Below are 24,045 nucleotides of genomic sequence, written 5' to 3'. Positions count from 1 at the left end.
GCGGAGGCGGCGGCGTGAGCGGGACCGTACTGCCCGTTGTCTGTGCGCCCGCTTCAGTTCTCGGCACCGCCGCCGAGCCCGTCGACCCGACCGCCCCCGAGATTCTCCAGCTCGCCGAGGACCTCGTGGCGACCATGCGCGTCTCGCCCGGCTGTGTCGGGCTGGCCGCGCCCCAGGTCGGCGTGGGTGCGCAGGTGTTCGCGGTCGACGTCACCGGGCACCCGAAGGCGCGCACCGTCCACGGCGCCTTCGTGCTGTGCAACGCCCGGGTCGTCGAGGCGTCGCAGTGGCAGAAGGGGCGCGAGGGCTGCATGTCCGTACCGGACCTCACCGGCGACGTCAAGCGGGCCAACCGGCTCGTGGTGGCCGGGTACGCGCCCGGGGGTACCGAAGAAATCCAGATGGAGACGGACGCCTTCGAGGCCCGGGCGCTGCAGCACGAGATCGACCACTGCGCCGGGCTGCTGTTTCTCGACCGGGTCGCGGGGGCGCACGCGGTGTACGCCCGCAAGGTTTATCTCTGAGCGCTGCTCACGGCGTGCCGTCCCGACCACGGACGGTTCCCCCGATACGGTGAGTGCATCATGAAGCTGACGGTTGGCCCATTGTCCGCCGGCATCTACTGGCGGCGCCGAGCGATCGTCGGTGGGGTGCTCGTCGTCGCGTCCCTGATGCTCTGGGCGTCCTGCGGTGGCAGCGACACCGGCGACCAGAAACGCACCCCGGCGGCGGCCTCGGCCGGCCCGGCATCCGGCGACCCGGCACCGACGGTGACCATCCAGGTGCCGACGACCGGCGAGCCGCCCGCGTCCTCGGCGCATGCGCCGGTCGTGTCGTCGGCCGCCGCGCCGCCGGCCACGACGGTGCCGCCGTGCGCCGACGCCGACCTGTCCCTGGTGGCCGCGCCCGAGCAGGCGGTGCAGTTCCGGGGCGCCTACCTGAAGTTCACCATCAAGATCAAGAACGTCGCGGGGCACGAGTGCGCGCGGGATCTCGGCGCGGACTACCAGGAGTTGTACCTCCAGGTCGCGGCCAGCAAGATCTGGTCCTCGGACGCGTGCGACGCGCCGCACGGCAGCCAGATGACGGTGCTGAAGCCCGGCATCGAGGTCTCGTTCAACACCGTCTGGACCGGCAAGGCCACGAACAACGGCTGTGCCAACCGGGAGACGCCGCCGGCGGGGAAGTACGAGCTGGTCGGGCGCCTCGGCACCAAGCTCAGCGAGCCGGTGCAGGTGCAGCTCACCTAGGCCGGCTCGGTTAAAGCCGGTTGGCTATCTGCACCTGATCTGGTGCGAAGGCGGCGAGGGCGGCCAGCTGACCGTCGGGCGTGCCGTTGAAGTCACGCAGGCGCACGGCAACGCCGACGCCGCGCCCGTCGCGCCGGCCCTGCCCATCGCTGATCTTGTTCAGCTCGCGCAGCACGTTCTGGTCGATCCAGGCCGGGTTGGTCCCCGTGCGGTCGAGACCCTCCAGCAGGCGTACCGCCAGGAACCGCTCGCCGCCCACCTCGACGGCCGCCACCTCGCCGACCCGCGACCAGGGCAGCACGAGCGTGCGCACCCAGCCCGGGCGCATGGTGAGCGCGAAGTGGTTGGCCCCGACCCGCGGCCGCCGGATGACCGCCAGCGCGATCGGTACCGCCCCGACCGCGGCCAGCCCGGCCGTCCACATCGGAAGATCGGCGAGCGGGTTGTGCCCGCCGGAGTCCAGCGTCTCGGGCTCGTCGCCGAAGAGCGCGCGGATCAGCAGGACCGCGAGCGTCGCCGATACGGCGTACCACACCAGGGTTCCCAGAGACCGGGACGGAAAACTCCGTCGCCACTCGATCCGTTCCGGACCGGCCACAAACCCCTCGCTGTGAAATCCACCTCCGTCCATTGACGGATGGCATCCGACCACTCTACGGGCTGGGTCGATACCGCACCAGCACCTGGTGTCCGACCATCCGTAGACTGTGCGGGTGCCGATTGACCGCGAGCCCGGCAGGGGCGCCGCCAACACCGGCCTCATCGGGGGCTGGGCCGCCGCGCTGCCCGGCGCCGACCCCCTGCGCGCGACCCTGGCGCTGATGGCCCCGGGCACCGCGCTGCGCGACGGCCTGGAGCGCATCCTGCGGGGCCGGACGGGTGCACTGATCGTGCTCGGGTACGACCGCGTGGTCGAGCAGATCTGCACCGGCGGCTTCTCGCTGGACGTCGAGTTCTCCGCCACCCGCCTGCGCGAGCTGTGCAAGATGGACGGCGCCGTCGTCCTGTCGAACGACGGCACCAGGATCGTCCGCGCCGCCGTGCACCTCATGCCCGACCCGACCATCCCCTCCGAGGAGTCCGGCACCCGCCACCGCACCGCCGAGCGGGTCGCCAAGCAGGCCGGGTACCCGGTGATCTCGGTGAGCCAGTCCATGCGCATCATCGGCCTGTACGTCAACGGCCAGCGCCACGTCATCGACGACTCGGCCGCCATCCTGTCGAAGGCCAACCAGGCGTTGGCGACGCTGGAGCGGTACAAGCTGCGCCTCGACGAGGTCTCGGGCACGCTCTCGGCCCTGGAGATCGAGGACCTGGTCACCGTGCGCGACGCGGTGGCCGTGGTGCAGCGCCTGGAGATGGTACGACGGATCGCGGACGAGATCGCGGGCTACGTCGTGGAGCTCGGCACCGACGGCCGCCTGCTCGCCCTGCAGCTCGAGGAGCTCATGGCCGGGGTGGAGGCGGACCGTACCCTGGTCATCCGCGACTACCTCCCGACCGGGCGCCGCTCCCGCTCGTCGGAGGACGCGCTCGATGAGCTGGACGCGCTGACCGCGACGGAGCTGATCGACCTCGTGGGCGTCGCGAAGTCGCTGGGCTACCCGGGGGCGTCCGACGCCTTGGACGCCGCCGTTTCGCCGCGCGGCTTCCGCCTGCTGGCGAAGGTTCCGCGGCTTCCGAGCCTGGTGGTGGACCGGTTGGTGGAGCACTTCGGCAGCCTGCAGCGCCTGCTGGGCGCGACGGTGGAGGACCTGCAGGCGGTGGAGGGCGTGGGGGATGCGCGCGCCCGGGGGGTGCGCGAGGGCCTGTCGAGGCTGGCGGAGGCCTCGATCCTGGAGCGATACGTCTGACCGCTCGTCCGGTGCAGCGGTTCCGGACGTCTGGGTTGTCAGTCCGTCGATCAGGACGGCATGCCGGCTCCGCGGCATGCTCGTCCGCGATGACCCGGCCGCGGGTGAGCCGGCCGCTTGGTCGAGCGCCCACCGCCGCCCGGCATGGCGAGGCCCGCCGGCATGGCGCCCGTCCGGCACCGGGCCGCACGCGCGTCGAGCCGCGACGCAGTCTCCCGCGAGACGGAGGAGGCGCACATCCGCTCGGGCATGCGGCCCGCACGCGTAGGTCCCGGCGCATTCAAAGTTCCACCGCGGTGCGGCTAGTGCTGTGACCACATACGTTGGCCGGGTTGGCCGGGTCAGATTCTGCCGTACGTGTGTGCTAAAACGTTGAGGTGCCTCGTCGTCGGGATTCGGCCGCGCCAGCGGTGGTGTATCGCACCGCCCGGGTCGGTCTGCGCCTCACGCGAGCACAGCGGAGCCGCGGTTTTGGGTTGTTGCGGTCGGCCGGTGACGTATGGGCGTGCCTCCTCGAGGTGAATGCATGGCGGCGGCAGCGGCGGGACGCGCCGCTGGTGTCGTATCAAGCGTTGTGCCGGGAACTGGCCGCGGCGGGTCCGGGCACGTTCGGTGACCTGGACAGTGTCGGTGCCCGGTCGGTGCTGCGCCGGTTCTCCGATGCCTGGTTCGCCGCGGCGTAACGCCGCCGCGCTGGCGACACCACGGCCCGGTTAGTTCCCCCGCCGTCGCCGGGGTTTGGTGGCGGTCCGCTGGTATCACGGCACGTTCGCCCTGGACGGCCGGCAGTTGCGGCTGCCAACCGCGGCCGGTCGCCCGCCGTTGCGGCTGCACCTGGATCGGACCGTGCCGTATCCGGCCGAGCGGGTCCGGTCGGTGACACTGCTCGCCGACGGTGGCCGGTTGTGGCTGGAGGTCACCGCCGAGATCCCGGTCACCGTCTACCCTGACGGCGCTGCGCCTGACCCGGGCCGGGTCGCCGGCGTGGACCTGGGGGTCATTCACCCGTATGCGGTGGCCGGTCCGGACGGGCACGGGTTGCTGGTGTCTGGGCGGGCGGTCCGGGCCGAGCACCGGATGCATCTGGCCGACACGAAGGCCCGCCGCCGGGCCACCGCCGGCCACGCCCCGACACCTGGGCAGCGGGGGCGCGGCGGTGGCGCAAGATGCGCCGCCGGGCCCGGCTGGTCGAGGCCCGGCACCGCCGCCGTGTCCGCCAGGCGCAGCACGAAGCGGCGAAGACGGTCATCGGCTGGGCGGTGCAGCAGCGGGTCGGGACGTTGACCGTCGGCGACCCCCGCGGTGTGCTCGACCTGGATGCCGGGCGGTGGCACAACCTGCGGCTGCGGCAGTGGCAGATCGGCCGGGCCATCGCGATCCTGCGGGACAAGGCCGAACTCGCCGGCATCACCCTGCACCTGGTCGACGAGCGCGGCACCTCCTCCACCTGCCCCGCCTGCCGGCAACGGATCCGCAAACCGGTCGGCCGGACCATGACCTGCCACCACTGCAACATCTCCGGGCACCGCGACCTGTTCGCGGCCGCCACCATCGCCACCCGCACCCCTGCCGGGGCGGGCGGCGGCACCACCACCACAGCAGCCGTAGTGCTGCCGTGCGTGCTCACGCACCGTCGAGCGGGACGGCACCTGCCCGGTGCCGGACCGTCCCGGCGTGACCCCCGCCGACCACACCAGCCGCCACCAACCACGGTGACGGCCGGTGCAGCGGCGCGAGGATCAGTTGGCCGGCTGAGGCCCGCCCCACCACCACACACCACCGTGGCGGGGAGTCGCTCGACCGCACCCGCGGGCGAGGAACCACAAACCGGCGAACGTTTGTGGTCACAGCACTAGACCTCCTCTGCCGTCGCCTTGACCGCGTAGTGCAGTGCGGTCCGCACGTCGTTGACCTCCAGGACCCGCATCCCGGGGGGCGTCACGCCCGTGGCGGCCGGGCCGCAGCCCGGCGGGACCAGGGCGAAGCGGAACCCCAGCCGGGCCGCCTCCGCGAGGCGGCGCGGCGCGGCGCCCACCCGCCGTACCTCACCCGTCAGGCCCACCTCGCCCAGCGCGACCAGGTCCGGCGGCATGGGCAGCTCGTGCGCCGCCGAGGCCGCGGCGAGGGCGAGGGCGAGGTCGGCCGCCGGCTCGGTGACGCGCAGCCCGCCGACCGTGGCCGCGTAGACCTCGCGGTCGTGCAACTGGATGCCCGCGCGGCGCTGGAGGACGGCCAGGACCATGGCGAGGCGGGCCGAGTCGAGGCCGGAGACGGTGCGGCGGGGCGAGCCCGGCATCTGGGCGCCGATCAGGGTCTGGACCTCGGTGACGAGGGCCCGCCGGCCCTCCATGGCCACGCAGACGCACGTGCCCGACACGGCGTCCGCGTAGCGGGTGAGGAAGAGGCCGCTCGGGTCGGGCAGGCTCGTGATGCCGCCCTCGTGCATCTCGAAGCAGCCGACCTCGTCCGCGGCGCCGAAGCGGTTCTTCAGGCCGCGCACCATGCGCAGGGACGAGTGCTTGTCGCCCTCGAAGTTGAGGACCACGTCGACCAGGTGCTCCAGGACGCGCGGGCCGGCGACGTTGCCGTCTTTCGTGACGTGGCCCACCAGGACCGTGGCCAGGCCGCGCTCCTTGGCGATCGCCACCAGGGCCGCGGTGACGGCGCGGACCTGGGTGACGCCGCCCGCGACGCCGTCGACGCCCGGGGCCGAGATGGTCTGGACGGAGTCGAGGATGAGCAGGCCGGGCTTGACCGCGTCGAGGTGGCCCAGGACGGCGGAGAGGTCGGTCTCCGAGGCGAGGTAGAGCCGCTCGTGCAGGGCGTTGATGCGCTCGGCCCGCAGCCGGACCTGGCTCGTGGACTCCTCGCCGCTGATGACCAGGGACGGGCTCTCGCCCTGGACGGCCCACTGCTGGGCGACGTCGAGCAGGAGGGTGGACTTGCCGACGCCGGGCTCGCCGGCCAGGAGCACCACGCCGCCAGGGACGATGCCGCCGCCCAGGACGCGGTCGAACTCGCCGACGCCGGTCGGGCGGGCCTTGGCCGGGGCCGCGCTGATCTCGGCGATCGGGCGGGCGGGCTCGAGCGGGGCCCGCGACGGAACGGCCCGCAGCGCGGCCGGGCCGGTGCCGGCGGCGCCGCCCGCGACCTCGAGGATGGCGCCCCACTCACCGCACTCCGGGCATCGGCCGATCCACTTGGGTGGCCGGTGCCCGCAGACGTCGCACTGATAGATCGCGCCCCTGGTCTTCGTCACGCCCCAAAACTAGCGAAGGGGTATGACAAAAATCGGGGGCTACTCGCCCGGGACGTCTTCGTTCTTCACGACCGAGCTCGGCTTCGGCAGCGGCGTGCCCGGCGGCGTCATCGGCAGGTTCGGCAGCTTGATCGTCGTGGTGCGGCCGTCGGTGTAGGTGAACGTGAAGACCACGTTCGTCAGCGCGCCCCCGGGCAGTAGCGGCTCGCCGGTCAGCTTGTCGATCGCCAGGTAGGTGGTGCCGCCGTTGTCGCGGCTGAGCGCCGCCACGCCGTCGACCGGGATCGAGACCGCGATCGCCGACGCGCCCGCCGAGGTGGGCGAGGGCGCCGCAGGCGAGGGCAACTCCGCCGACGGGGAGCCGGAGGGCTTCTTGGTGCCTGACGGCGTCGCCGAGGCGGTGGTCGGGGTGGGCGACGGGGAGGAGGCCGCCGCGGAGGGCTGGGCCCCGCCGACGAGGACGATCTTGCCGTTGTCGCTTGTCGCCCCGGTCAGCTTCACGCTCTGCTCGGCGTTGTTGAACAGCCGCACGTTGAGCGGGACGGTCGAGCCGGGCTTGTACTGGTCGGCGTAGGCGATCCCGCCGTCGCGCAGAGCGATCTTGCCGTCGGCGCTGTCGGCGTTGATGCCGGGCACCGCGGCCTTCTGGTTGTCGGTCTGGGTGATCTGACCCGATCCGCAGGCGGAGAGCAGGCCGACGCCGAGCGCGGCCGTTGCCATGAGCGCGGCGCCCAGCACCGTGCGGCGGCGAGCCAGCGGCTTGGCCTGAGTCGAACGCGTCACCTTGGGTCCTCCAAGTCAAGGGGCAGCCGCAGTACAGCCTAGATGCCCTTGATCGGTCGATTACGCCCCACCCTGGCAGTGGTGACTCAATCCAGATTCAGGCCGCTGACCAGGAGAAATACGACATCGATAAGCGCCACGGCGATGACGGCGAGGAAAGGCGCGCGTGAAGTTGTGTCGCGGCTCATGCGGTACCACCCCCAGGACAACGCGAGAATCGCGGCCCCCAGCGCCGGCCAGAACAGCACCGGTGGCGGTCCGGGCGGCCCGAACGCCAGCGCGGCGGTGGCCGCCAGCAGCAGCACCGCGGCCGCGACAAGCGACCCGCGGCGCCCGAAGCGCTGCGGCAGGCCGCGAATTCCGGTGCGCGCGTCGGCGTCGAGGTCGGGCAGCGTGTTGACGAAGTGCGCGCCCGCGCCCAGCAGCCCGCCGGCGGCCAGCAGCCACGGCGGCGGCGTCTTGCCCGCGCCGAGTACCACGAAGGCGGGCAGGCAGGTGAACGACACGGCGTAGGGGACGACGGAGGCCACCGTCGCCTTCAGGGGCCAGTCGTAGAGCAGCGCCGAGGCGAGCGCCAGTGCCGACACCAGGCCTGCCGGCACGCCGGAGAGGAACCCGAGCGGCACGCACACCGCGGCCGCCACGGCGCCGAGCACGGTCACGAGCCGCCGCGAGACCTTCCCGGCCGCCACGGGTTTGTCCGAGCGCCCGGCCGCGGCATCCCTTCCGGCGTCCAGGGCGTCGTTGACCCATCCGATCGCGAGCTGACTCGTCAGTACCGTCGCGCCGGCCGCCACCACCCCTCCAACCGGCCGATCGAGCCCGATCGACAACAGCACGGCCACCGCCGTCACACCTGCGGCGGGCTCCGGGTGACTCGCCCGCAGCAGGGAGATCGCAACCGACATCCGGCAAGTCTGGCGGCTGGAGGGGTCCCATGTCAGGCTCGTCTCATGCCCTCGCCGCGGCGCGCGCGCAACGACCCTGGTCAGTACGACGACCTGGCCGGCGAATGGTGGCGTCCCGGCAGCCCGTTCTCGATGCTGCACTGGATCGCGGGGGCCCGGGCGCGGCTGATCCCGCCCGCCGAGCGCGCCGGGGCCGTGCTGGTGGATCTCGGCTGTGGCGGCGGGCTGCTCGCGCCGCACGTCGCCGGCAAGGGGTACACCCATGTCGGTGTCGATCTCATCCTCTCCGGCCTGGAGCAGGCCGCCGCGCACGGCGTCGCCCCGGTGCGCGCCGACGTCGCGCACCTGCCCTTCGCCGACGGCAGCGTCGACGTCGTCAGCGCCGGCGAGCTGCTCGAGCACGTGCCCGACATGCCGGGCACGGTCGCCGAGGCGTGCCGGATCCTGCGTCCGGGCGGCTGGCTGGTGCTCGACACCCTGAACGACACGGCGCTGTCGCGGCTCGTGGCCGTGCGCCTCGCCGAGGCGGTCGTGCCCGCGGTGCGCGGCATCCACGACCCTGCCCTGTTCGTCGACCCGCGCCGCCTCCGCGCCGAGTGCGCGCGCCACGGCGTGCCGCTGGACGTGCGCGGCGTACGCCCGGCGCTGCCCGCGTTGGCCCGCTGGCTGGTCACCCGCCGTGGCGGTGTGCCGATCGTGCCCACGTTCTCGACCGCGATCCTCTACCAGGGGCGCGGCAGGAAGGAGCGCCAGTGACAGGTGCCGCCATAGCCGGGATGTACGTGACGTTTCCCGGGCAGATGCGCCAGGACGAGGTGTGGGACGGCTATTTCAGGCGGCATTACGATGGACCCCGGCGCGGGCTGGCCAAGCGGATCTTCGCCAACTCGGGCGTCGTCACACGCCACGGGGCGGTCAACCCGTTGCTGGAGGACGCGTCGTCGTGGTCGACGGCCAAACGCATGAGTCGGTACCTCACCGAGGCTCTCCCCCTCGGCAAGGACGCGGTCAGCGGGGCCTTGGACGCCGCGGGACTGCGCCCGGACGAGATCGGGCTGTTCGTGGTGTGCTCGTGCACCGGCTACGCCACGCCCGGGCTCGACATCCTGCTCGCCCGCGACCTGGGCATGGCGGCCGACACGCAGCGGCTCTTCATCGGGCACATGGGCTGCTACGCGGCGCTGCCCGGGCTCGGCGCCGCCTCGGACTACGTGGCCGCGCGGGGCCGGCCGGCGGTGCTGCTCTGCCTGGAGCTGACCAGCCTGCACGTGCAGCCGCCGAGCGACGACCCGCAGCAGATCGTGGCGCATGCGCTGTTCTCCGACGCCGCGGCCGCCGTGGTGCTGGTGCCGGACGGCGCCGGCGCGCTCGTGGCCGACATCGCCGCGGTCACCGACACGGCCACCGCCGACCACATGACGTGGGACGTCACCGATCTGGGCTTCCGGATGGGGCTGTCGCCGCGGGTGCCCGACGTGCTGTCGATCTACGTCGCCGATCTCGTCGACCGGCTGCTGGGTCCGCGGGGGATGACGGCTCGGGATGTGGACGCCTGGGCGGTACACCCGGGGGGCCCTCGGATTCTCGACGTCGTCCGGGACGAGCTCGCGCTGCCCGAGGCCGCCCTGGCGGAGTCCCGCGGCACCCTGGCCGAGCACGGGAACTGCTCCTCGCCGACGGTACTGCTGATCATCGACGCCCTGCGCCGCCGCGCCGCGGGGCCGCCGCGCACGACGGTCGCGCTCGCCTTCGGCCCCGGCCTCACCCTCTACGGGGCGCTCCTACAGGCCTGACAGTTCGGACGCGAACGGGTCCGGCGTGGTCACCGAGCGGACCGCCTTGACCAGTTTGCCGTGGTAGTCGACGAGCACCGCGGCGGTGGTGCGGTCGCCGGCCAGGTCGGGCACCGACGCGCGCAGCGAGCCGTTGGGGTCGCCGAGGGAGCGCACCGTCACCTTCGGGTTGAGCTGGCCGGGCAGGGTCGGCGGGCGGGTCGCGACCACCACGACCTTGATGGTGTCCTTCGCGGCTGCGGCGGCGTCGACGGTACTGCGGATGAGCTGCTCGCATGAGCAACCGTCCACGAGCAGCACCACGGCCGGGGTCAGCTCGACGAGCCCGACCGGTTTGCCGTCGGCATCCTGCAGGCTGACGCCGGTCAGCGACACCGCGGCGGGCGCGGTGGTGGGCGAGCCGACCTTGGGCGCGGTCTTGGGGGCGTTCCCGGGCCACGCGACGGCGAAGAGGCTCACGAGGGTCGCGATGATCGCGATCATCATGATCAGCAGTGGTACCGCGAGACCCGGCGAATCATCCGTGGTCCGCCGCGCGGGCTCCGGCCTCAGGTGCAGCCGGCGGCGCCAGCGCCGACGGATAGCGGTGCGGCGGAATTGCCGGCGGATCGGGGCGCCTTCGTCGTCGAGTGCGCCGGGATCGTCGGGAATGATGATCGTTCCCCACTCAGGCGGGAGATCGGGGAGGCCACCACCCTCTTGTGGTCGCTCACCACCGCCGTTGTCATCCCTCAGCGCGCCCATCGCTGTTCTCCTCGCACCTGCCTCAACTTTCCCTCACCTTCCGGCAGTACGCCAGTGGTGACTGCATCGAGATCTATGCGTATCATCTACGCTCCGCCGCTGGTCACGTCACTGAGAGTGTCGGTTCTGGACCCAGCGCGTGCGAGGGTGGACACTTGCCGTAATCAATCGGATATGTCCGACTGCCAGGCTATTTGCGCGTGCTCCGCGTTGTTGATCCGCTACACAGCAGGTCCCACGATTTCTGTCAAGCGGGAGAAAGGGGACTCACATGTGTTCTGACCTGCGCGAATGCTGCTGTCTGGGGTGGGCTGTCAGCGCGTGACCGTGTTACCCTAGACACAGCGAAAGGGGTTTCGAACCTATGGTTTTCAGTGTCGGCGAGACCGTTGTCTACCCCCACCACGGGGCCGCACTCATCGAGGCAATCGAGACTCGCGTCATCAAGGGCGAGGAAAAGCTGTACCTCGTCCTCAGGGTCGCTCAGGGTGACCTGACGGTGCGGGTGCCCGCCGAGAACGCCGAGATCGTCGGCGTGCGCGAGGTGGTTGGTGAAGAAGGCCTGACGAAGGTCTTCGACGTCCTCCGTGCTCCGCACACCGAGGAGCCGACCAACTGGTCGCGGCGGTACAAGGCGAATCTGGAGAAGCTGGCCTCCGGCAATCCGCTCAAGGTCGCTGAGGTCGTCCGTGACCTGTGGCGTCGTGACCGTGAGCGCGGTCTGTCGGCCGGCGAGAAGCGCATGCTCGCCAAGGCGCGGGACATTCTGGTCGGCGAGGTGGCGCTCGCCGAGAAGAGCACCAAGGACGAGGCGGAGTCGCTGCTCGACAAGGTGTTGACCGAGGCCTGACGATCCAGCCTGGCTATCCCTTCGATACCGAGGACCGCGACGTGACGGCGCACTTGTCTGTGCGTGGTGACGTCGCGGTCCTCGTGCCTGCGGCCGGTATGGGGGTCCGACTCGGACCCGGTGGCCCCAAGGCACTTCGACTCCTGGGCGGCGAGCCCCTTCTCGTGCACGCCGTGCGGCGCCTCGCGCTCGCGCCCAGTGTCGGCTGCATCGTGGTCGCCGCGCCGGCCGACTCCGTGGAGTCGGTGGCGGAGCTGCTCGCGCCCGTCGCCCCGGTGACGGTCGTGCCCGGCGGGGCGACCCGGCAGGCCTCGGTCGCCGCGGCGCTCGCCGCGGTTCCCGAACGCTTCGACATCGTGCTCGTCCATGACGCGGCGCGGGCGCTGACCCCACCGGAGCTGGTGGAGTCCGTGGCGGCAGCCGTTCGTGGGGGGCACGGCGCCGTCATACCCGTTCTTCCGGTGGTCGACACCATCAAGCAGGTCTCGGATTCCGGCGAGGTCGTGGCGACCGTGGACCGGTCCTCCCTGCGTGCGGTACAGACGCCGCAGGGCTTTCGGCGCGATGTGCTCGTGAAGGCGCACGAGTCCGCCGTCGACGAGCACACCGACGATGCCGGCATGGCCGAACGCATCGGGATCACCGTGTTCACGGTGCCCGGGGCCGAGGCGGCGCTGAAGATCACCCGGCCGTTCGACCTGGAAGTCGCCGCGCTGTTTCTTTAGGCCTCTTGTTGCTTCGCCGTCCGCTTATGCGGCGGCGGGCGTGGGCGTCTTACGCGGGCGGCGGCGCCAGATCAGCAGGCTGCCCACCGAGCCGCCGATGCCGAGCGTGGCGATGACCACACCGGCGATCGTAATGCCCACCGTGTCGCCGCGGGCCGTGGCCGAGCCGAGCGCCGAGTACGCCAGCGTGGCCGGCAGCGCTCCGACCACGGTGCCGGCCAGGAACGCGCCGATGCGCACGCTCGTGGTCCCGAAGATGTAGTTCGCGACGCCGAAGGGCACCAGCGGGATCATCCGGGAGATCACGATCGCGAGCATGCCGCGCTTGGCGACGGCCTGCTCCATCGCGAGCAGGCGGCCGCTGAGGTGGCGGGCCATGAAGTCGCGGCCCAGGAAGCGGCCCACCGTGTGCGCGATCAGCGCGCCCAGGGTGATGCCGAGCATGATGTACAGCACGCCACTCGTGAAGCCGAACACCAGCCCGCCGACGCCGGCCAGCAGCGTGCGGGGCGCGAGCGCGGTGGTCAGCACGGCCGAGCCGGCGATGGCGATGAACGGGGCCATCGGGTTGTGGCCGACCGCTTGGGCGAGGGACGCGCGGGTCGGGTGAGCGATGATGATGACTACGGACAGGGTCACCACGATCACGGCAAGCAGACCGAAGCGAACTGCGGCTCCGGTGCGCCACCACGGATTGTGGGTCGTCGGGGTCGTCTGATCGCTGCGCACCCGACCCAGCGTAGGCCTCATCCGCCAGCCTGCCGACCCGTGCGGCGGTTCGGCGACCGAAGGTTCACGGTGGCGCACCGGACGTCGTACCCTCCCGAAGTGATGCTGATCGGGAACGGTACCGATGTCCATGCCTTCGCCTCCGGCCGTGACTGCTGGGTCGCCGGGCTCAAGTGGGAGGGCGTCGACGGGCTCGCCGGGCACTCCGACGGCGACGTCGCCGCGCACGCGATCTGCGACGCACTGCTCTCCGCGGCCGGCCTGGGTGATCTCGGGGCGAACTTCGGCACGTCGCGGCCCGAGTGGGCGGGCGCCTCGGGCGTCACGCTCCTGCACGAGACCGCCCGGCTGATCCGCGACGCCGGCTTCGAGATCAGCAACGTGGCCGTGCAGGTGATCGGGGTCAAGCCGAAGATCAGCAAGCGGCGCGCAGAGGCCGAGCGCGTCATGCACGACGCGCTCGGGGCCATCGTGCGGCTGTCCGGGACCACCACCGACGGCCTCGGCTTCACCGGCCGCGGCGAGGGCCTGGCCGCCACCGCCGTCGCGTTGATCTACCCGGTGGTCAAACAGCACTAGGCGTTTCTCGCCCACGACCAGGCGTACCCGGTGTCCTCGATGGCGAGGGCCGGCTCGCACAGGTCGAGCGGCCGGAAGGTGTCGACCATGACCGCGAGCTCGTCGAACGCCTCCGCGCCGATCGCGCGCTCGACCGCCCCCGGCTGCGGGCCGTGGGTGAAGCCGCTCGGGTGCAGGGAGATGGAGCCCTGGTCGATGCCGGAGCCGCGCCGGGCCTCGTAGTTGCCGCCCGTGTAGAACAGCACCTCGTCGGAGTCGACGTTGTGGTGGTTGTACGGCACCGGGATCGCCAGCGGGTGGTAGTCGACCTTGCGCGGCACGAACGAGCAGATGACGAAGTTGGGCCCCTCGAACGTCTGGTGTACCGGCGGCGGCTGGTGCACGCGCCCGGTGATCGGCTCGAAGTCGTGGATGGAGAAGGCCCACGGGTACAGGCAGCCGTCCCACCCGACCACGTCGAACGGGTGATTTGCGTAAATGTGCTCGGTCCAGCCCCGGCGGTGCTGCACCAACACGGAAATGTCGTACCCCTCCGTGATGATGGGCTCCGCTGGGGCGCGTAGATCCCGTTCGCAGTAGGGGGCGTGCTCCAGGAACTGTCCACGCACGGAGAGATAGCGCCGCGGGGGTCCGATGTGTCCGGTCGCTTCGATCGTCAGCAGCTTCACCCCACCATCGCCCGGCACGAGCCGGTGGATGATCGAGGTCGGGATGATCGCGTAGTCGCCCTCGGTCAGCTCCAGCCGGCCGAAGGTCGACTCGAGCGTCATCGCGCCGGCCGACACATACAGGCACTCGTCGCCGACCGCGTTGCGGTAGAGGGGCGAGGGCTCGGTCGCCTCGACGTACGAGATGCGCACGTCGTCATTGGCGAGCAGGTGCTGCCGCCCGAGCACCGCGTCCGCCGGGCCGCCGCCGAGCTTGCCGGTCTGCAGGTGGCGCGGCTTGAGTGGCAGGTTCGGCACCCGCGACCAGGCCGGCGGCTCGAACGGCACCGCCGAGTTGATCGCGGTCGGTCGATGCCGGTGATAGAGCAGCGACGAGTCGCTCGAAAAACCCTCCTGCCCCATCAGCTCTTCCGCGAACAGCGAGCCGTCCGGCTGGCGAAACTGGGTGTGGCGCTTCGGTGGCACCTCACCGACGCGGCGGTAGTACGGCATCACGGTCCTCCAGCTGTCATGCGACACAGGCCTCGTCGCCCGAGACGAAGTCGGCCGGCGGTGGATTGGAGTGTCCGGATAACGGACGAAGTTGTCCGCCCTGTAAAGCGTCCACTAGATTCGGAAGCCGTGTCAAACGCAGTGCCACCCCTGCTGAACGCACTGGTCGACGATGCTGCCGTGTTTCCGCCCGGCAGTGCACCGCTGACCGACGCCGTGCCCGCCCATGCCGGCCATCGCCGGAGCTGGTATGCCCAGCTCATCGGCCCCCTCCTGCTGCCCATCGGCGACCGGTCCGACTTCGTCGCCGTCGCCGCAAATCACCCCTCCTTCTCGTCCGGTGCCTCTCCGGACCTGGAGCTCGGCCTCATCGGCGAGCCCTCCGCCATCGAGCCCGCTCTGGGTGATCTTCCGGAGGGCACCCGGCAGCTGGAGAGCCCGGTCGCGAAGCGGGGCGAGGACCCGCTGCCCGGCATCGAGCGGCTCGCGGCGCTCATGCGGAAGTGCGAGGGGCCTTTGCAGTGGTACCTGGAGGTGCCGCTCGCCTGGGGCCTCATGTCGGGCCTCGACGCCATCGCCGCCCTGCGCGCCGAGGGGCTGCCCGTCGCCGCGAAGTTCCGCACCGGCGGGCTGGCCGCGGAGCTCTTCCCGAGCCCGACCGAGCTCGCCGCCGTCATCGCCGCCTGCCGCGACCGCGACCTGCCGTTCAAGCTCACCGCGGGCCTGCACCACGCGGTCCGCCACACCGACGCCGAGACGGGCCTGGTCCACCACGGCTTCCTGAACATCCTGGCCGCGGTCGTGGCCGCCGCCGACGGCGCCGACCCGGCCGACCTCGCCCTGCTCCTGTCCACGACCGAGACCCAGTCCCTGGCCGATCGCATCCGCCCGGACCTCGACCGCGAGCGACCGCTGTGGGTGGGGTTCGGCAGCTGCAGCGTCCAGGACCCGGTGGGCGACCTGGTGACCCTGGGGCTGCTCGACCGGCCGCGGCCGGGGGGGCCGCAATGAGGACCATGCTGCGCACCTTGCGTTGGCTGGCTCTTCCGCACGCGCTGTCCCCATTGCCGCGGCGGCCGATGCTTCCGCGGGCGCTGGTCCTGTCCCCCTCGGTGCCGCGGTCGCCGGCGTTGTTGCGGCCGTCGTCGCCCGGGCTCCCGCAGCGCCTGATCCTGCCGGCGGGCCGGCCTTCTGTCCGGGGTGCGCGATCCGACGTCGCCGTTGGGCATGTTGCCGGTGTCGCGTTCGTGGTTCGTGAGGTCGACGAGGGAGTCGAGCGGGCTTCGGTCGCGGGAGGTGTGCGATGAGCGGTGCGGCGTGGCTGGAGCTGGCCGAGGGTGATCCGTTCGGGGTGGAGAACCTGCCGTACTGCGCGTTCGGGCAGGACCGGTTCCGCTGGACCGGGGTGCGGATCGGGGATCGGATCCTCAACCTCGCGGCGGCCGAGGGGCGCGGGCTCGTCGATGCGGGCGGGGCCTTTCTCGGGCAGGGGACGCTCAACCGGTTCATGGCGGCCGGGCGGCCGGTCTGGGCCCGGGTGCGGGAGCGGCTGGTCGAGCTGCTAAGCGCCGGGCGGTATCAGGAGTCGATCGAGCCGCTGCTGCTGTCGGTCGCCGACGTGCGCCTCGAGCTGCCGTTCGAGGTCGCCGACTACGTCGACTTCTACTCGTCCGAGGAGCATGCGACGAACCTGGGCCGGCTGTTCCGGCCCGGCGGGGAGGCGCTGCTGCCGAACTGGAAGCACCTGCCCGTCGGGTACCACGGGCGCGCCGGCACCGTGGTCGTGTCCGGGACCGAGGTGCCGCGGCCGCACGGGCAGCGCAAGTCGCCCGACGACGATGCGCCCGCGTTCGGGGCCTCGCTGCGGCTGGACATCGAGGCCGAGGTCGGGTTCGTGGTCGGGGTGCCGTCGGAGGGGGCGGTCGCGATCGACGACTTCCGCGAGCACGTGTTCGGGGCGGTGCTCGTCAACGACTGGTCGGCGCGGGATCTGCAGGCGTGGGAGTACCAGCCGCTGGGGCCGTTCCTGGGCAAGTCGTTCCGGACGTCGGTCTCGCCGTGGGTGGTGCCGCTCGACGCGCTCGACGCGGCGCGGGTGCCCGGGCCGCCGCAGGTGCCTCCCGTGCTGCCTTATCTGCGGGCGGGGGAGCACTACGGGTACGACATCGGGATTGAGATTTTCTGGAACGGCACGCTGGTCTCCCGGCCGCCGTTCGCGGGGATGTATTGGACGCCGGCGCAGCAGCTGGCGCACATGACGGTCAACGGGGCCTGGGCGCGGACCGGGGACCTTTACGCCTCGGGGACGGTGAGCGGGGCCGAGGCCGAGCAGACCGGGTCGTTCATCGAGCGGACCTGGAACGGGGCGCGGCCGATCCAGCTCGCCGACGGCACCGCGCGGTCGTTCCTGCTCGACGGCGACACGGTGACGATCACCGCGACGGCGCCGGGCGCGGGCGGGGCGCGGATCGGCTTCGGGGAGGTGACGGGCACGATCACCAAGCCGGAGTGAGCGGCAACCTTGTGACGATGGGCGAGCCGCCGGTCTGCGGCGTCGCTCCGGGAGGCGATTGGGCCTCACGTGCGGCACATCCCACCGCGTGGCGAGCTCCGTCGCGTGCGCTTGGGCGGGCCGGCTGCGGGCTCGCTGCCCGTCGTGCTTGTCGACGCATGGCGGCGGCCGTTAGCGGTCGTGCCTCCCGCCTCCCGCGTCCCGCCGCGCGCTCAGCCGTGGCCGTCTGGCGCCGGCTCGCGGCCACGGGCGGCGGCGGCCCATGACCGCGGGGTGGGCAAGCGGCACATCCCACCGCGTGGCGAACTCCGTCGCGTGCGCTTGGGCGGGCCGGCTGCGGGCTCGCTGCCCGTCGTGCTTGTGGACGCATGGCGGCGACGGCCGTTACCGGTCGTGCCTCCCGCGTCCCGCCGCGCGCTCAGCCGTGGCCGTCTGGCGCCGGCTCGCGGCCACGGGCGGCGGCGGCCCATGCCCCCGGGACGGGCAAGTGACCCATGCCCGCGTGGCGGGACGAGCGGCGTGCGGCTGTTGGCTGGCACGCGTGCGCGGGTGGGCGAGTGGACCATGCCCGAGGGGCGGGCAAGGCCCATGCCCGCGTGGCGGGGCGAGCGGTGCGCGGCTGTTGGCTGGCAAGCGTGTGCGGGTGGGCGAGTGGGCGAGTCGCCCATGACCGCAGGGCGGGCAAGTGGCGTGCGGCTGCGTGCGGGGGCGGGCGTTGTGCGGCCGCGGGCGGGTGGCGGTGTGCTTCGGGTCGAGCGCCGGAATGTGGACGAGTGCTGCGGCTCTGAAATGCAGGGCCGGGTTTCCGCCGAACGCAGGGCGCCGGCGTCCCCAGGCGTGGCCGACTCGATTGGGTGATCTGGCTCGCTCGGATGGAGCGCGAAGAATGTCACGGGGCGGTGGGAACGCGGTGTGAGTCTTCTGCGGATCGACGGTCGCCGTGCGCGTTGTTTCGCATCAGGCAGGTATCGTGCGCGGCGGAGGTGGTTATGGGGACGAGAGCGGACGGGCTCCGGCGGCTGGTGTCGCCGCGTAGCTGGTCGCGGCCGGTGCGGTTCGTGCTCACCGGGCTGCTCGTCCTCGTGGTGCTCTTCGCCATGGGTATCACCGCCTACCGTACGTTGAAGCCCGCCGAGACCGTCAGCCGCGCCGACAAGCCGGTGCCCTCGGCCGAGCCGATCAAGGCGATCCAGTACTCGGAGCTGCCGGCGGCGCCGTTGATCGTCGAGGGGCGGCTGCGGGTGTACACGGAGCAGCGGCGGGTCTTTGCCGACACTCCGGTCACGGCGCAGCGGATGAACACGCCGCACTGGTCGTACCGGCGGTGGCCGGCCGAGGTGGTGTCGATCGTCGAGGTGGAGAAGCCCGCCAGCGGGGTCGGCATGTCGGTCGTGATCACGAAGTGGTCGGACGGCGAGATCGTCGCGCTCGACGCGGAGAAGGGCGACATCGTCTGGCAGGCGAAGATCGACCCGGCGGATGGTGAGTCGTTCACGGGGCGGCGTACCGGGGCCAAGACCATGTGGTTGCCCGAGGATCTGTTCGTCAGCGCGTCCACGGTCGATCGGCAGCCGGTCGTCATCGCCACCGGCAAGGACGTCGTCGAGGGGATCGACCCGGTCAACGGCACGATCAAGTGGACGCGTTCGTTCACGACCGAGCCGGGGTGCCGGTCCAACGACTGGACGGGCCCGGACACGTACTTCGTGAAGAACACCTGCGCCAAGCCGGCCACCCTGGAGATGTACGACGCGGCGAGCGGCGTGCTGCTGAGTACCTGGCGGCCGCCGGGGGCGTCGCTCGGTACCGACAACGTCTCCAACTGGTTCATCGAGCCGTCGTCGTGCCAGCTCGGCCGGTCCGGCTGCACGATGTTCAAGGCCGCGCCGACCGGGGAGGGCGTCGTGTCGTACACCGACGCCGCCGCGGGGCTGGGCACGATCACGGCCTCGTACTGGTCGCTCGCCGCCGACCGCACCGTGAAGCCGGAGCCCGTCGCCGACAAGGACACGGTGATCGCGGTCGGGGACGTGGTCGCGCAGCAGATGACCGGCGGGTACATCTGGGCGTACTCCCGCTCGACGGGCAAGCGCCTGTGGATGTCCGAGGTTTCGGGCCGCCTGATCGGCGGGGACCAGCGCAACTTCTACGTGATCAATACCGAGTACCAGCTGCTGGTGCTGAACCTGGAGACCGGCGCGGTCACGTCGAGCACCGAGCTGCGCATCCGGCCGGCGGACCGGTTCGTGTACAGCATGTACTACCTGCACGCCGGGTACCTGGTGATCGAGCGCCTGCAGACCACCAAGGAATCCGAGATCGACGACAAATACTACTTCAGCCAGGACACCGTGGTCCTGGTCGGCATCGGCTGATCCCGGCCAGGACCCACGCGCGAGGTCAGAGGGCCCCGAGGAAGGCGTCGTTCTCCTCCGGGGTGCCGATGGTGACGCGGACGCCGTCGCCCTGGAAGGAGCGCACGATCACGCCCGCTCGCTCCTGGGTCGCGGCGAAGTCGGCGGACTGGTCGCCCAGGGGCAGCCAGAAGAAGTTGGACTGGGTCTCCGGCACGTCCGGGTACACCTTGCGCACCGCCTCGACCACGCGCGTCCGCTCGGCCACGACCAGGTCGACCCGGCGGCGCATCTCGGCCTCGGCGTCGAGCGCGGCGAGGGCCGCGGCCTGGGCCGCCAGCGACGTCGAGAACGGGGTGACGACCTTGCGCACCGCCGCGGCCACCTCCGGCGAGCCGACCAGGTAGCCGATGCGCAGGCCGGCCAGGCCCCAGGCCTTCGACAGCGTGCGCAGGACCACCACGTTGGGGCGGTCACCGTACTCCCGCAGGCCGTCGGGCACGTCGGGGTCCGTGACGAACTCGCGGTAGGCCTCGTCCAGGGCCACGATCACGTTCGCGGGCACCCGGTCGATGAAGGCGTCCAGCTCGGCCTTGCGGACCGCGGTGCCCGTCGGGTTGTTCGGGTTGCAGACGATGACGATCCGCGTGCGCTCCGTGATCGCGTCGGCCATCGCGTTCAGGTCGTGGGCGTGGGCCCCGGTGTTCGGCACGCGCACGCTCTTCGCGGCGGTGGTGGCGCCGATGATGGGGTACGCCTCGAAGGAACGCCAGGCATAGACGACCTCGTCGCCGGGCAGGCAGGCGACGCGGAACAGGTGCTCGAACAGCGCCACGGAGCCGCAGCCGGTCGCCACCCGCTCGGAGTCGACGCCCAGGCGGTCGGCCAGGCGCGCGCGCAGCTCGGTCACGCCCATGTCGGGGTAGCGATGCACGCCGGCGACGGCCGCGGTCACGGCCTCGACCACGCCGGGGAGGGGGCCGTAGGGGACCTCGTTGCTGGCCAGCTTGATGGCGCCGGGCACGCTGCGGCCGGGGACGTAGGCGGGCAGGGCATCCAGGTCCGGGCGGGTGAGGCTCATGGCAGATCTCCGGGAGTCGGGGCGAAATCGGGGTCGCGGTCGGCCATCACCACGACGGTGCCGGCCGCGCGGTCGTGGATGGCGCGGTGCATTGGCCAGTCGATCACCGGGGAGAGGGCGTCGATGAACTGCAGCACGAAGCCGATCCCGCACGTCCACAGCAGGACCCACAGGCCCAGCGGGTTCCAGCGGCGGATCGCGCGGCCGAAGCCCAGCGGCTGGTCGGCGTCGAGCCCCACGACCTTGATCTTCAGGAGGCGCTTGCCGAGGGTCTGGCCGCTGCCCGCGTTGGACGGGACCTCGTAGGCGAACCAGATCGCGGCGATCAGGATCAGGATGATGATCTGCAGGTACTGCGCGCGGTCCGAGGTCGTCACGTCGCTGAAGGACTGGCCGGCGGCCTGGCGGCGGTAGATCTCCGCCATGACCGGGCCGACCTCCTTGACGTACTGATAAATCAGGAAGCCCGTCGCGATCGCGATGATCACGGCGACCACGAGGATGTCGACGAGGCGGGCGAGGAGCCGCTTGCCGAGCGGGGCGAGGGCGTAGCCGTGCGGGCGGATCTGCGCCGGCACCGCGAAACCGGCCTGCGGCGGCAGCAGCACCTGCACCGCGCCGGCCGGCAGCTGGCCCTGCGGCAGGAGTCCGGGCGGCAGGGGCGTGCCCGGCGGGAGCACGATCGCGCCCGGCGGCAGCTGCCCGGGCGGGAATCCGCCCGGCGGGATCGGAGTGCCCGGTGGGAGTACCACCGCACCCTGCGGCAACGGTGCACCGGGCATGGTGATCACCGGGGACGGCGGCGTTGGCGTTGCCGGCGCGGCCGGGGTGACCGGCTTCTCGGCGATCACCGGCGGCGCAGCCGGGGCGGGCTCCGAGGCCGGGACCGGCTCGCCGATCCAGCCCTCGCCGTCCCAGTACCGCTGGACGTTCTGGTCCGCAGGATCCTTGTACCAACCGGGCGCTGTCACAAACCCTCCGTACCGCTCATCCGACCTTCACCACAATTGTCCCCGCCGCCTTGTCGTGCAGGCACTGCTGGTACGGCTTGTCCCACAGTTGCCACAGACCGTCGACCCAGGAGAAGAACGGTACGACGGCGCCGACGAGGCTCTGCGTCGCCCAGCGCTTGGCGAGCACGCCGCGGTCGACCGGCGCGGACAGGTCGTCGAGGCGGATCAGCTGCAGCTTCATCGCACGCTTGCCCCAGGTGACGCCGGTGCGGCCGAACATCTCGACGTGGTAGACGTACCCGGCGACGAGCACCAGCAACACGTACAACAGCTCGATGAGCAGCGGCAGGCCGAACAGCAGGCCCGCGCTCGGGGCCTCGCTGGACGAGGAGGTGGCGGCCGCGCCGGCGATGGCCGCGACCATGCCGAGGACGGTCGGGATCGCCAGCACCAGCGACACGCCGACCAGCACGGCGCCGTCGATCAGCACCGCGAGCAGCCGGTCGCCGAAGTTCGCCAGGGGCATGCCGTTCGGGGCCCGCGGCACGGGCGGCGGTACCGCATAGGCACCCTGTGGATAACCCAGGGGCTGTGGATAACCGGGCTGTGGATAACCCGCCGGAGCGCCGCTGACCTGTGGATAACCGCCGGGCGGGTACCCACCTTGTGGATAACCTTGTTGATAACCCTGCGGATGACCGGACGGCGCCCCGGAGTTCGGGGCACCACCCGGCGGTGGCTGGCCCGGATATGTCACCCGAACAGTGTTACAGGTTCCCGCGAAGTTCCTGCTCTCGCTCGATCGCCTCGAAGAGCGCCTTGAAGTTGCCCTTGCCGAAGCCGAGCGACCCGTGCCGCTCGATCAGCTCGAAGAACACCGTCGGGCGGTCCTGGACGGGCTTGGTGAAGATCTGCAGGAGGTACCCGTCCTCGTCGCGGTCCACGAGGATGCCGCGCGCCTTCAGCTCCTCGATCGGCGCGCGCACCTGGCCGATGCGGGCGCGCAGTTCGGGATCTTCGTAGTACGAGTCGGGGGTCGTGAGGAACTCGACGCCGGCCGCCCGCATCTCGTCGACGGTGCGCAGGATGTCGTTCGTCGCCAGCGCGATGTGCTGCGCCCCGGGGCCGCCGTAGAACTCGAGGTACTCGTCGATCTGCGACTTCTTGCGCGACACCGCCGGCTCGTTGAGCGGGAACTTGACCTTGCGGGTGCCGCTCGCGACGACCTTGCTCATGAGTGCGGAGTACTCGGTGGCGATGTCGTCGCCGACGAACTCGGCCATGTTCGTGAAGCCCATGACCCGGCGGTAGAAGCCGACCCACTCGTCCATCCGGCCGAGCTCCACATTGCCGACGACGTGGTCGACGGCCTGGAAGTACCGCTTGGCCGGCGGCGCGACGATCGGCCCGCGCGCGACGAAACCGGGCAGGAACGGGCCGGAGTAGCGCGAGCGGTCGACGAGCGTGTGGCGGGTTTCGCCGTACGTCGCGATCGCGGCCCGGCGCACGATGCCGTGCTCGTCCTGCTCGTCGTGCGGCTCCTCCAGCGGCGTGGCGCCCTGGCGCACGGCGTAGGCGAACGCGGTGTCGACGTCGGGCACCTCGAGCGCGATGTCGGCGATGCCGTCGCCGTGGCGCTCGTAGTGCTGGGTGGCCTCGGCCTGGCGGTGCACGCCGCCGGCGAAGACGAAGGTCGCCGAGCCGGACTTCAGCACGTACTCGGCGTGGTCGCGGTGACCCTGCTCCGGCCCGCGGTACGCCAGCAGCGTCATGCCGAACGCGGTCGAGTAGAAATGCGCCGCCTGCTTGGCGTTGCCGACGTAGAACCGGACGTGATCGAGCCCGGTGAGCGGGAAGGGGTCGTGGGAGGCGTCGTGCTCGACGGCCCCGATGAGCTCGGTCAGGTCTTCGATGGCGCGGGTCATACGTGTAGCGTCGCCCGATTTTCCGATGTTGGGCAAGGAACGCTATTCTGCATGGTCAAGTTGCACAATTGGCGGCATTTTCGACGGGTACCGGTGAGCATATTGTCCAATGAAATCGATGTTCTCGATGCACGCCTCATAAGCCTGCTGTACGCCGAGCCGCGCATCGGCGTCCTGGAGTGCTCCCGCCGCCTCGGCGTCGCGCGGGGCACCGTCCAGGCGCGCCTCGACCGCCTGGCCGCCCGCGGCGTGATCCGCGGCCACGGGCCGGACGTCGACCCGGCGGCCCTCGGCTACGCGGTGACCGCGTTCGTGACGCTGGAGATCCGTCAGCGCTTCGGCCACGACCCGGTCTCGGCCCACCTGTCGGACATCCCGGAGGTGCTGGAGGTCCACACGATCACCGGGTCGGGCGACCTGCTGTGCCGGATGGTGGCGCGCTCGAACGCGGACCTGCAGCGGGTGATCGACCGGGTGATGAGCTTCGAGGGGATTCTGCGCTCCTCGACGATCATCGCCCTGGCCTCGCAGATCCCGTACCGCGTGCTGCCCCTGGTCGCCGCCGCGGCCGCCGACGACCGCTGAGC

The 24,045-nt window shown here is 71.6% G+C and carries 24 protein-coding genes; 13 read left to right on the top strand and 11 right to left on the bottom strand.

Translation table 11 applies throughout. The features are described from left to right. Positions 1 to 14: 14 nt before the first annotated feature. Both AB0B76_RS01240 and AB0B76_RS01235 read left to right on the top strand, forming a co-directional pair. Positions 15 to 524, top strand: coding sequence for a peptide deformylase (locus AB0B76_RS01240; protein ID WP_360368667.1), 510 nt, complete (start codon positions 15 to 17; stop codon positions 522 to 524). A gap of 60 nt (positions 525 to 584) precedes the next feature. Continuing rightward, positions 585 to 1,250 (top strand): hypothetical protein, encoded by a 666-nt coding sequence (locus AB0B76_RS01235; RefSeq protein WP_360367375.1) that lies wholly within the window; start codon positions 585 to 587, stop codon positions 1,248 to 1,250. 10 nt (positions 1,251 to 1,260) lie between these two features. Here the strand turns inward: AB0B76_RS01235 and AB0B76_RS01230 are convergent, their stop codons facing one another. Further along, positions 1,261 to 1,785, bottom strand: a complete 525-nt coding sequence (locus AB0B76_RS01230) for a hypothetical protein (RefSeq protein WP_360367372.1) — start codon at positions 1,783 to 1,785, stop codon at positions 1,261 to 1,263. A 226-nt stretch (positions 1,786 to 2,011) separates the two neighbouring features. On the opposite strand from AB0B76_RS01230, the gene disA reads away from it, so the two are divergent. Together disA and AB0B76_RS01220 are read left to right on the top strand one after the other, a co-directional pair. Then, positions 2,012 to 3,103, top strand: coding sequence for a DNA integrity scanning diadenylate cyclase DisA (disA, locus tag AB0B76_RS01225; protein ID WP_360368664.1), 1,092 nt, complete (start codon positions 2,012 to 2,014; stop codon positions 3,101 to 3,103). Between the two features lie 1,166 nt (positions 3,104 to 4,269). Further along, positions 4,270 to 4,959 carry a transposase gene (locus AB0B76_RS01220; RefSeq protein WP_360367369.1) on the top strand — a complete coding sequence of 230 codons (690 nt, stop codon included), beginning with the start codon at positions 4,270 to 4,272 and terminating at the stop codon, positions 4,957 to 4,959. Here AB0B76_RS01220 and radA read toward each other — a convergent pair. From radA to AB0B76_RS01205, 3 genes are all read right to left on the bottom strand, one after another. After that, positions 4,956 to 6,362 (bottom strand): DNA repair protein RadA, encoded by a 1,407-nt coding sequence (gene radA, locus AB0B76_RS01215; RefSeq protein ID WP_360367366.1) that lies wholly within the window; start codon positions 6,360 to 6,362, stop codon positions 4,956 to 4,958. The genes AB0B76_RS01220 and radA overlap by 4 nt on opposite strands. Positions 6,363 to 6,401: 39 nt before the next feature. Beyond that, complete coding sequence (locus AB0B76_RS01210) at positions 6,402 to 7,145, bottom strand: hypothetical protein (protein WP_360367363.1); 744 nt, start codon at positions 7,143 to 7,145, stop codon at positions 6,402 to 6,404. 86 nt (positions 7,146 to 7,231) lie between these two features. Next, complete coding sequence (locus tag AB0B76_RS01205; protein WP_360367360.1) at positions 7,232 to 8,053, bottom strand: UbiA family prenyltransferase; 822 nt, start codon at positions 8,051 to 8,053, stop codon at positions 7,232 to 7,234. Positions 8,054 to 8,098: 45 nt separating this feature from the next. On the opposite strand from AB0B76_RS01205, the gene AB0B76_RS01200 reads away from it, so the two are divergent. Next, positions 8,099 to 8,809, top strand: coding sequence for a methyltransferase domain-containing protein (locus AB0B76_RS01200; protein ID WP_360367357.1), 711 nt, complete (start codon positions 8,099 to 8,101; stop codon positions 8,807 to 8,809). Between the two features lie 20 nt (positions 8,810 to 8,829). After that, positions 8,830 to 9,846: a type III polyketide synthase gene (locus tag AB0B76_RS01195; RefSeq protein ID WP_360368662.1), complete on the top strand. Its 1,017-nt coding sequence runs from the start codon at positions 8,830 to 8,832 to the stop codon at positions 9,844 to 9,846. On the opposite strand, the gene AB0B76_RS01190 is transcribed toward AB0B76_RS01195, so the two are convergent. Continuing rightward, complete coding sequence (locus AB0B76_RS01190) at positions 9,835 to 10,332, bottom strand: hypothetical protein (protein ID WP_360367354.1); 498 nt, start codon at positions 10,330 to 10,332, stop codon at positions 9,835 to 9,837. The genes AB0B76_RS01195 and AB0B76_RS01190 overlap by 12 nt on opposite strands. A 622-nt stretch (positions 10,333 to 10,954) precedes the next feature. Here AB0B76_RS01190 and AB0B76_RS01185 point away from each other — a divergent pair. Both AB0B76_RS01185 and ispD read left to right on the top strand, forming a co-directional pair. Then, on the top strand, positions 10,955 to 11,440 hold the full coding sequence (locus tag AB0B76_RS01185; protein ID WP_360367351.1) for a CarD family transcriptional regulator: 486 nt from the start codon (positions 10,955 to 10,957) through the stop codon (positions 11,438 to 11,440). A 41-nt stretch (positions 11,441 to 11,481) separates the two neighbouring features. After that, on the top strand, positions 11,482 to 12,165 hold the full coding sequence (ispD, locus tag AB0B76_RS01180; RefSeq protein WP_360367348.1) for a 2-C-methyl-D-erythritol 4-phosphate cytidylyltransferase: 684 nt from the start codon (positions 11,482 to 11,484) through the stop codon (positions 12,163 to 12,165). 24 nt (positions 12,166 to 12,189) lie between these two features. Here ispD and AB0B76_RS01175 read toward each other — a convergent pair whose 3' ends face one another. Continuing rightward, on the bottom strand, positions 12,190 to 12,894 hold the full coding sequence (locus AB0B76_RS01175) for a VTT domain-containing protein (RefSeq protein ID WP_360367345.1): 705 nt from the start codon (positions 12,892 to 12,894) through the stop codon (positions 12,190 to 12,192). A 102-nt stretch (positions 12,895 to 12,996) separates the two neighbouring features. Between AB0B76_RS01175 and ispF the strand changes: the two genes are divergently transcribed. Next, positions 12,997 to 13,473 carry a 2-C-methyl-D-erythritol 2,4-cyclodiphosphate synthase gene (gene ispF, locus AB0B76_RS01170; protein ID WP_360368659.1) on the top strand — a complete coding sequence of 159 codons (477 nt, stop codon included), beginning with the start codon at positions 12,997 to 12,999 and terminating at the stop codon, positions 13,471 to 13,473. Here the strand turns inward: ispF and AB0B76_RS01165 are convergent. Then, the gene (locus tag AB0B76_RS01165; RefSeq protein WP_360367342.1) at positions 13,470 to 14,633 is read right to left on the bottom strand and encodes a homogentisate 1,2-dioxygenase domain-containing protein; all 1,164 of its coding nucleotides are present in this window, start codon (positions 14,631 to 14,633) and stop codon (positions 13,470 to 13,472) included. The genes ispF and AB0B76_RS01165 overlap by 4 nt on opposite strands. A 129-nt stretch (positions 14,634 to 14,762) precedes the next feature. Here AB0B76_RS01165 and AB0B76_RS01160 point away from each other — a divergent pair, with 129 nt between their 5' ends. The 3 genes from AB0B76_RS01160 to AB0B76_RS01150 all read left to right on the top strand — a co-directional run bounded on the left by AB0B76_RS01160 (position 14,763) and on the right by AB0B76_RS01150 (position 19,520). Further along, positions 14,763 to 15,644, top strand: a complete 882-nt coding sequence (locus AB0B76_RS01160) for a hypothetical protein (RefSeq protein ID WP_360367339.1) — start codon at positions 14,763 to 14,765, stop codon at positions 15,642 to 15,644. A 292-nt stretch (positions 15,645 to 15,936) separates the two neighbouring features. Next, on the top strand, positions 15,937 to 17,145 hold the full coding sequence (gene fahA, locus AB0B76_RS01155; RefSeq protein WP_360367336.1) for a fumarylacetoacetase: 1,209 nt from the start codon (positions 15,937 to 15,939) through the stop codon (positions 17,143 to 17,145). Between the two features lie 989 nt (positions 17,146 to 18,134). Further along, positions 18,135 to 19,520, top strand: a complete 1,386-nt coding sequence (locus AB0B76_RS01150; protein WP_360367333.1) for a PQQ-binding-like beta-propeller repeat protein — start codon at positions 18,135 to 18,137, stop codon at positions 19,518 to 19,520. Between the two features lie 25 nt (positions 19,521 to 19,545). Here AB0B76_RS01150 and hisC read toward each other — a convergent pair whose 3' ends face one another. The 4 genes from hisC to hppD form a co-directional block, all read right to left on the bottom strand. Next, positions 19,546 to 20,580, bottom strand: coding sequence for a histidinol-phosphate transaminase (gene hisC, locus AB0B76_RS01145; protein ID WP_360367330.1), 1,035 nt, complete (start codon positions 20,578 to 20,580; stop codon positions 19,546 to 19,548). Beyond that, positions 20,577 to 21,551 carry an RDD family protein gene (locus AB0B76_RS01140; protein ID WP_360367327.1) on the bottom strand — a complete coding sequence of 325 codons (975 nt, stop codon included), beginning with the start codon at positions 21,549 to 21,551 and terminating at the stop codon, positions 20,577 to 20,579. The genes hisC and AB0B76_RS01140 overlap by 4 nt, the downstream gene beginning before the upstream one ends. Before the next feature lie 16 nt (positions 21,552 to 21,567). After that, positions 21,568 to 22,080: an RDD family protein gene (locus AB0B76_RS01135; protein WP_360367324.1), complete on the bottom strand. Its 513-nt coding sequence runs from the start codon at positions 22,078 to 22,080 to the stop codon at positions 21,568 to 21,570. A gap of 220 nt (positions 22,081 to 22,300) precedes the next feature. Then, a complete protein-coding gene (hppD, locus tag AB0B76_RS01130; protein WP_360367321.1) occupies positions 22,301 to 23,458 on the bottom strand; it encodes a 4-hydroxyphenylpyruvate dioxygenase in 1,158 nt (385 codons plus the stop codon). A gap of 51 nt (positions 23,459 to 23,509) precedes the next feature. On the opposite strand from hppD, the gene AB0B76_RS01125 reads away from it, so the two are divergent. Continuing rightward, positions 23,510 to 24,043, top strand: coding sequence for an Lrp/AsnC family transcriptional regulator (locus tag AB0B76_RS01125; RefSeq protein WP_360367319.1), 534 nt, complete (start codon positions 23,510 to 23,512; stop codon positions 24,041 to 24,043). The last annotated feature ends 2 nt before the right edge of the window (positions 24,044 to 24,045 follow it).

This window comes from Dactylosporangium sp. NPDC049140 (assembly GCF_040648435.1).
This window is presented reverse-complemented; position numbering and strand designations above follow the sequence as displayed.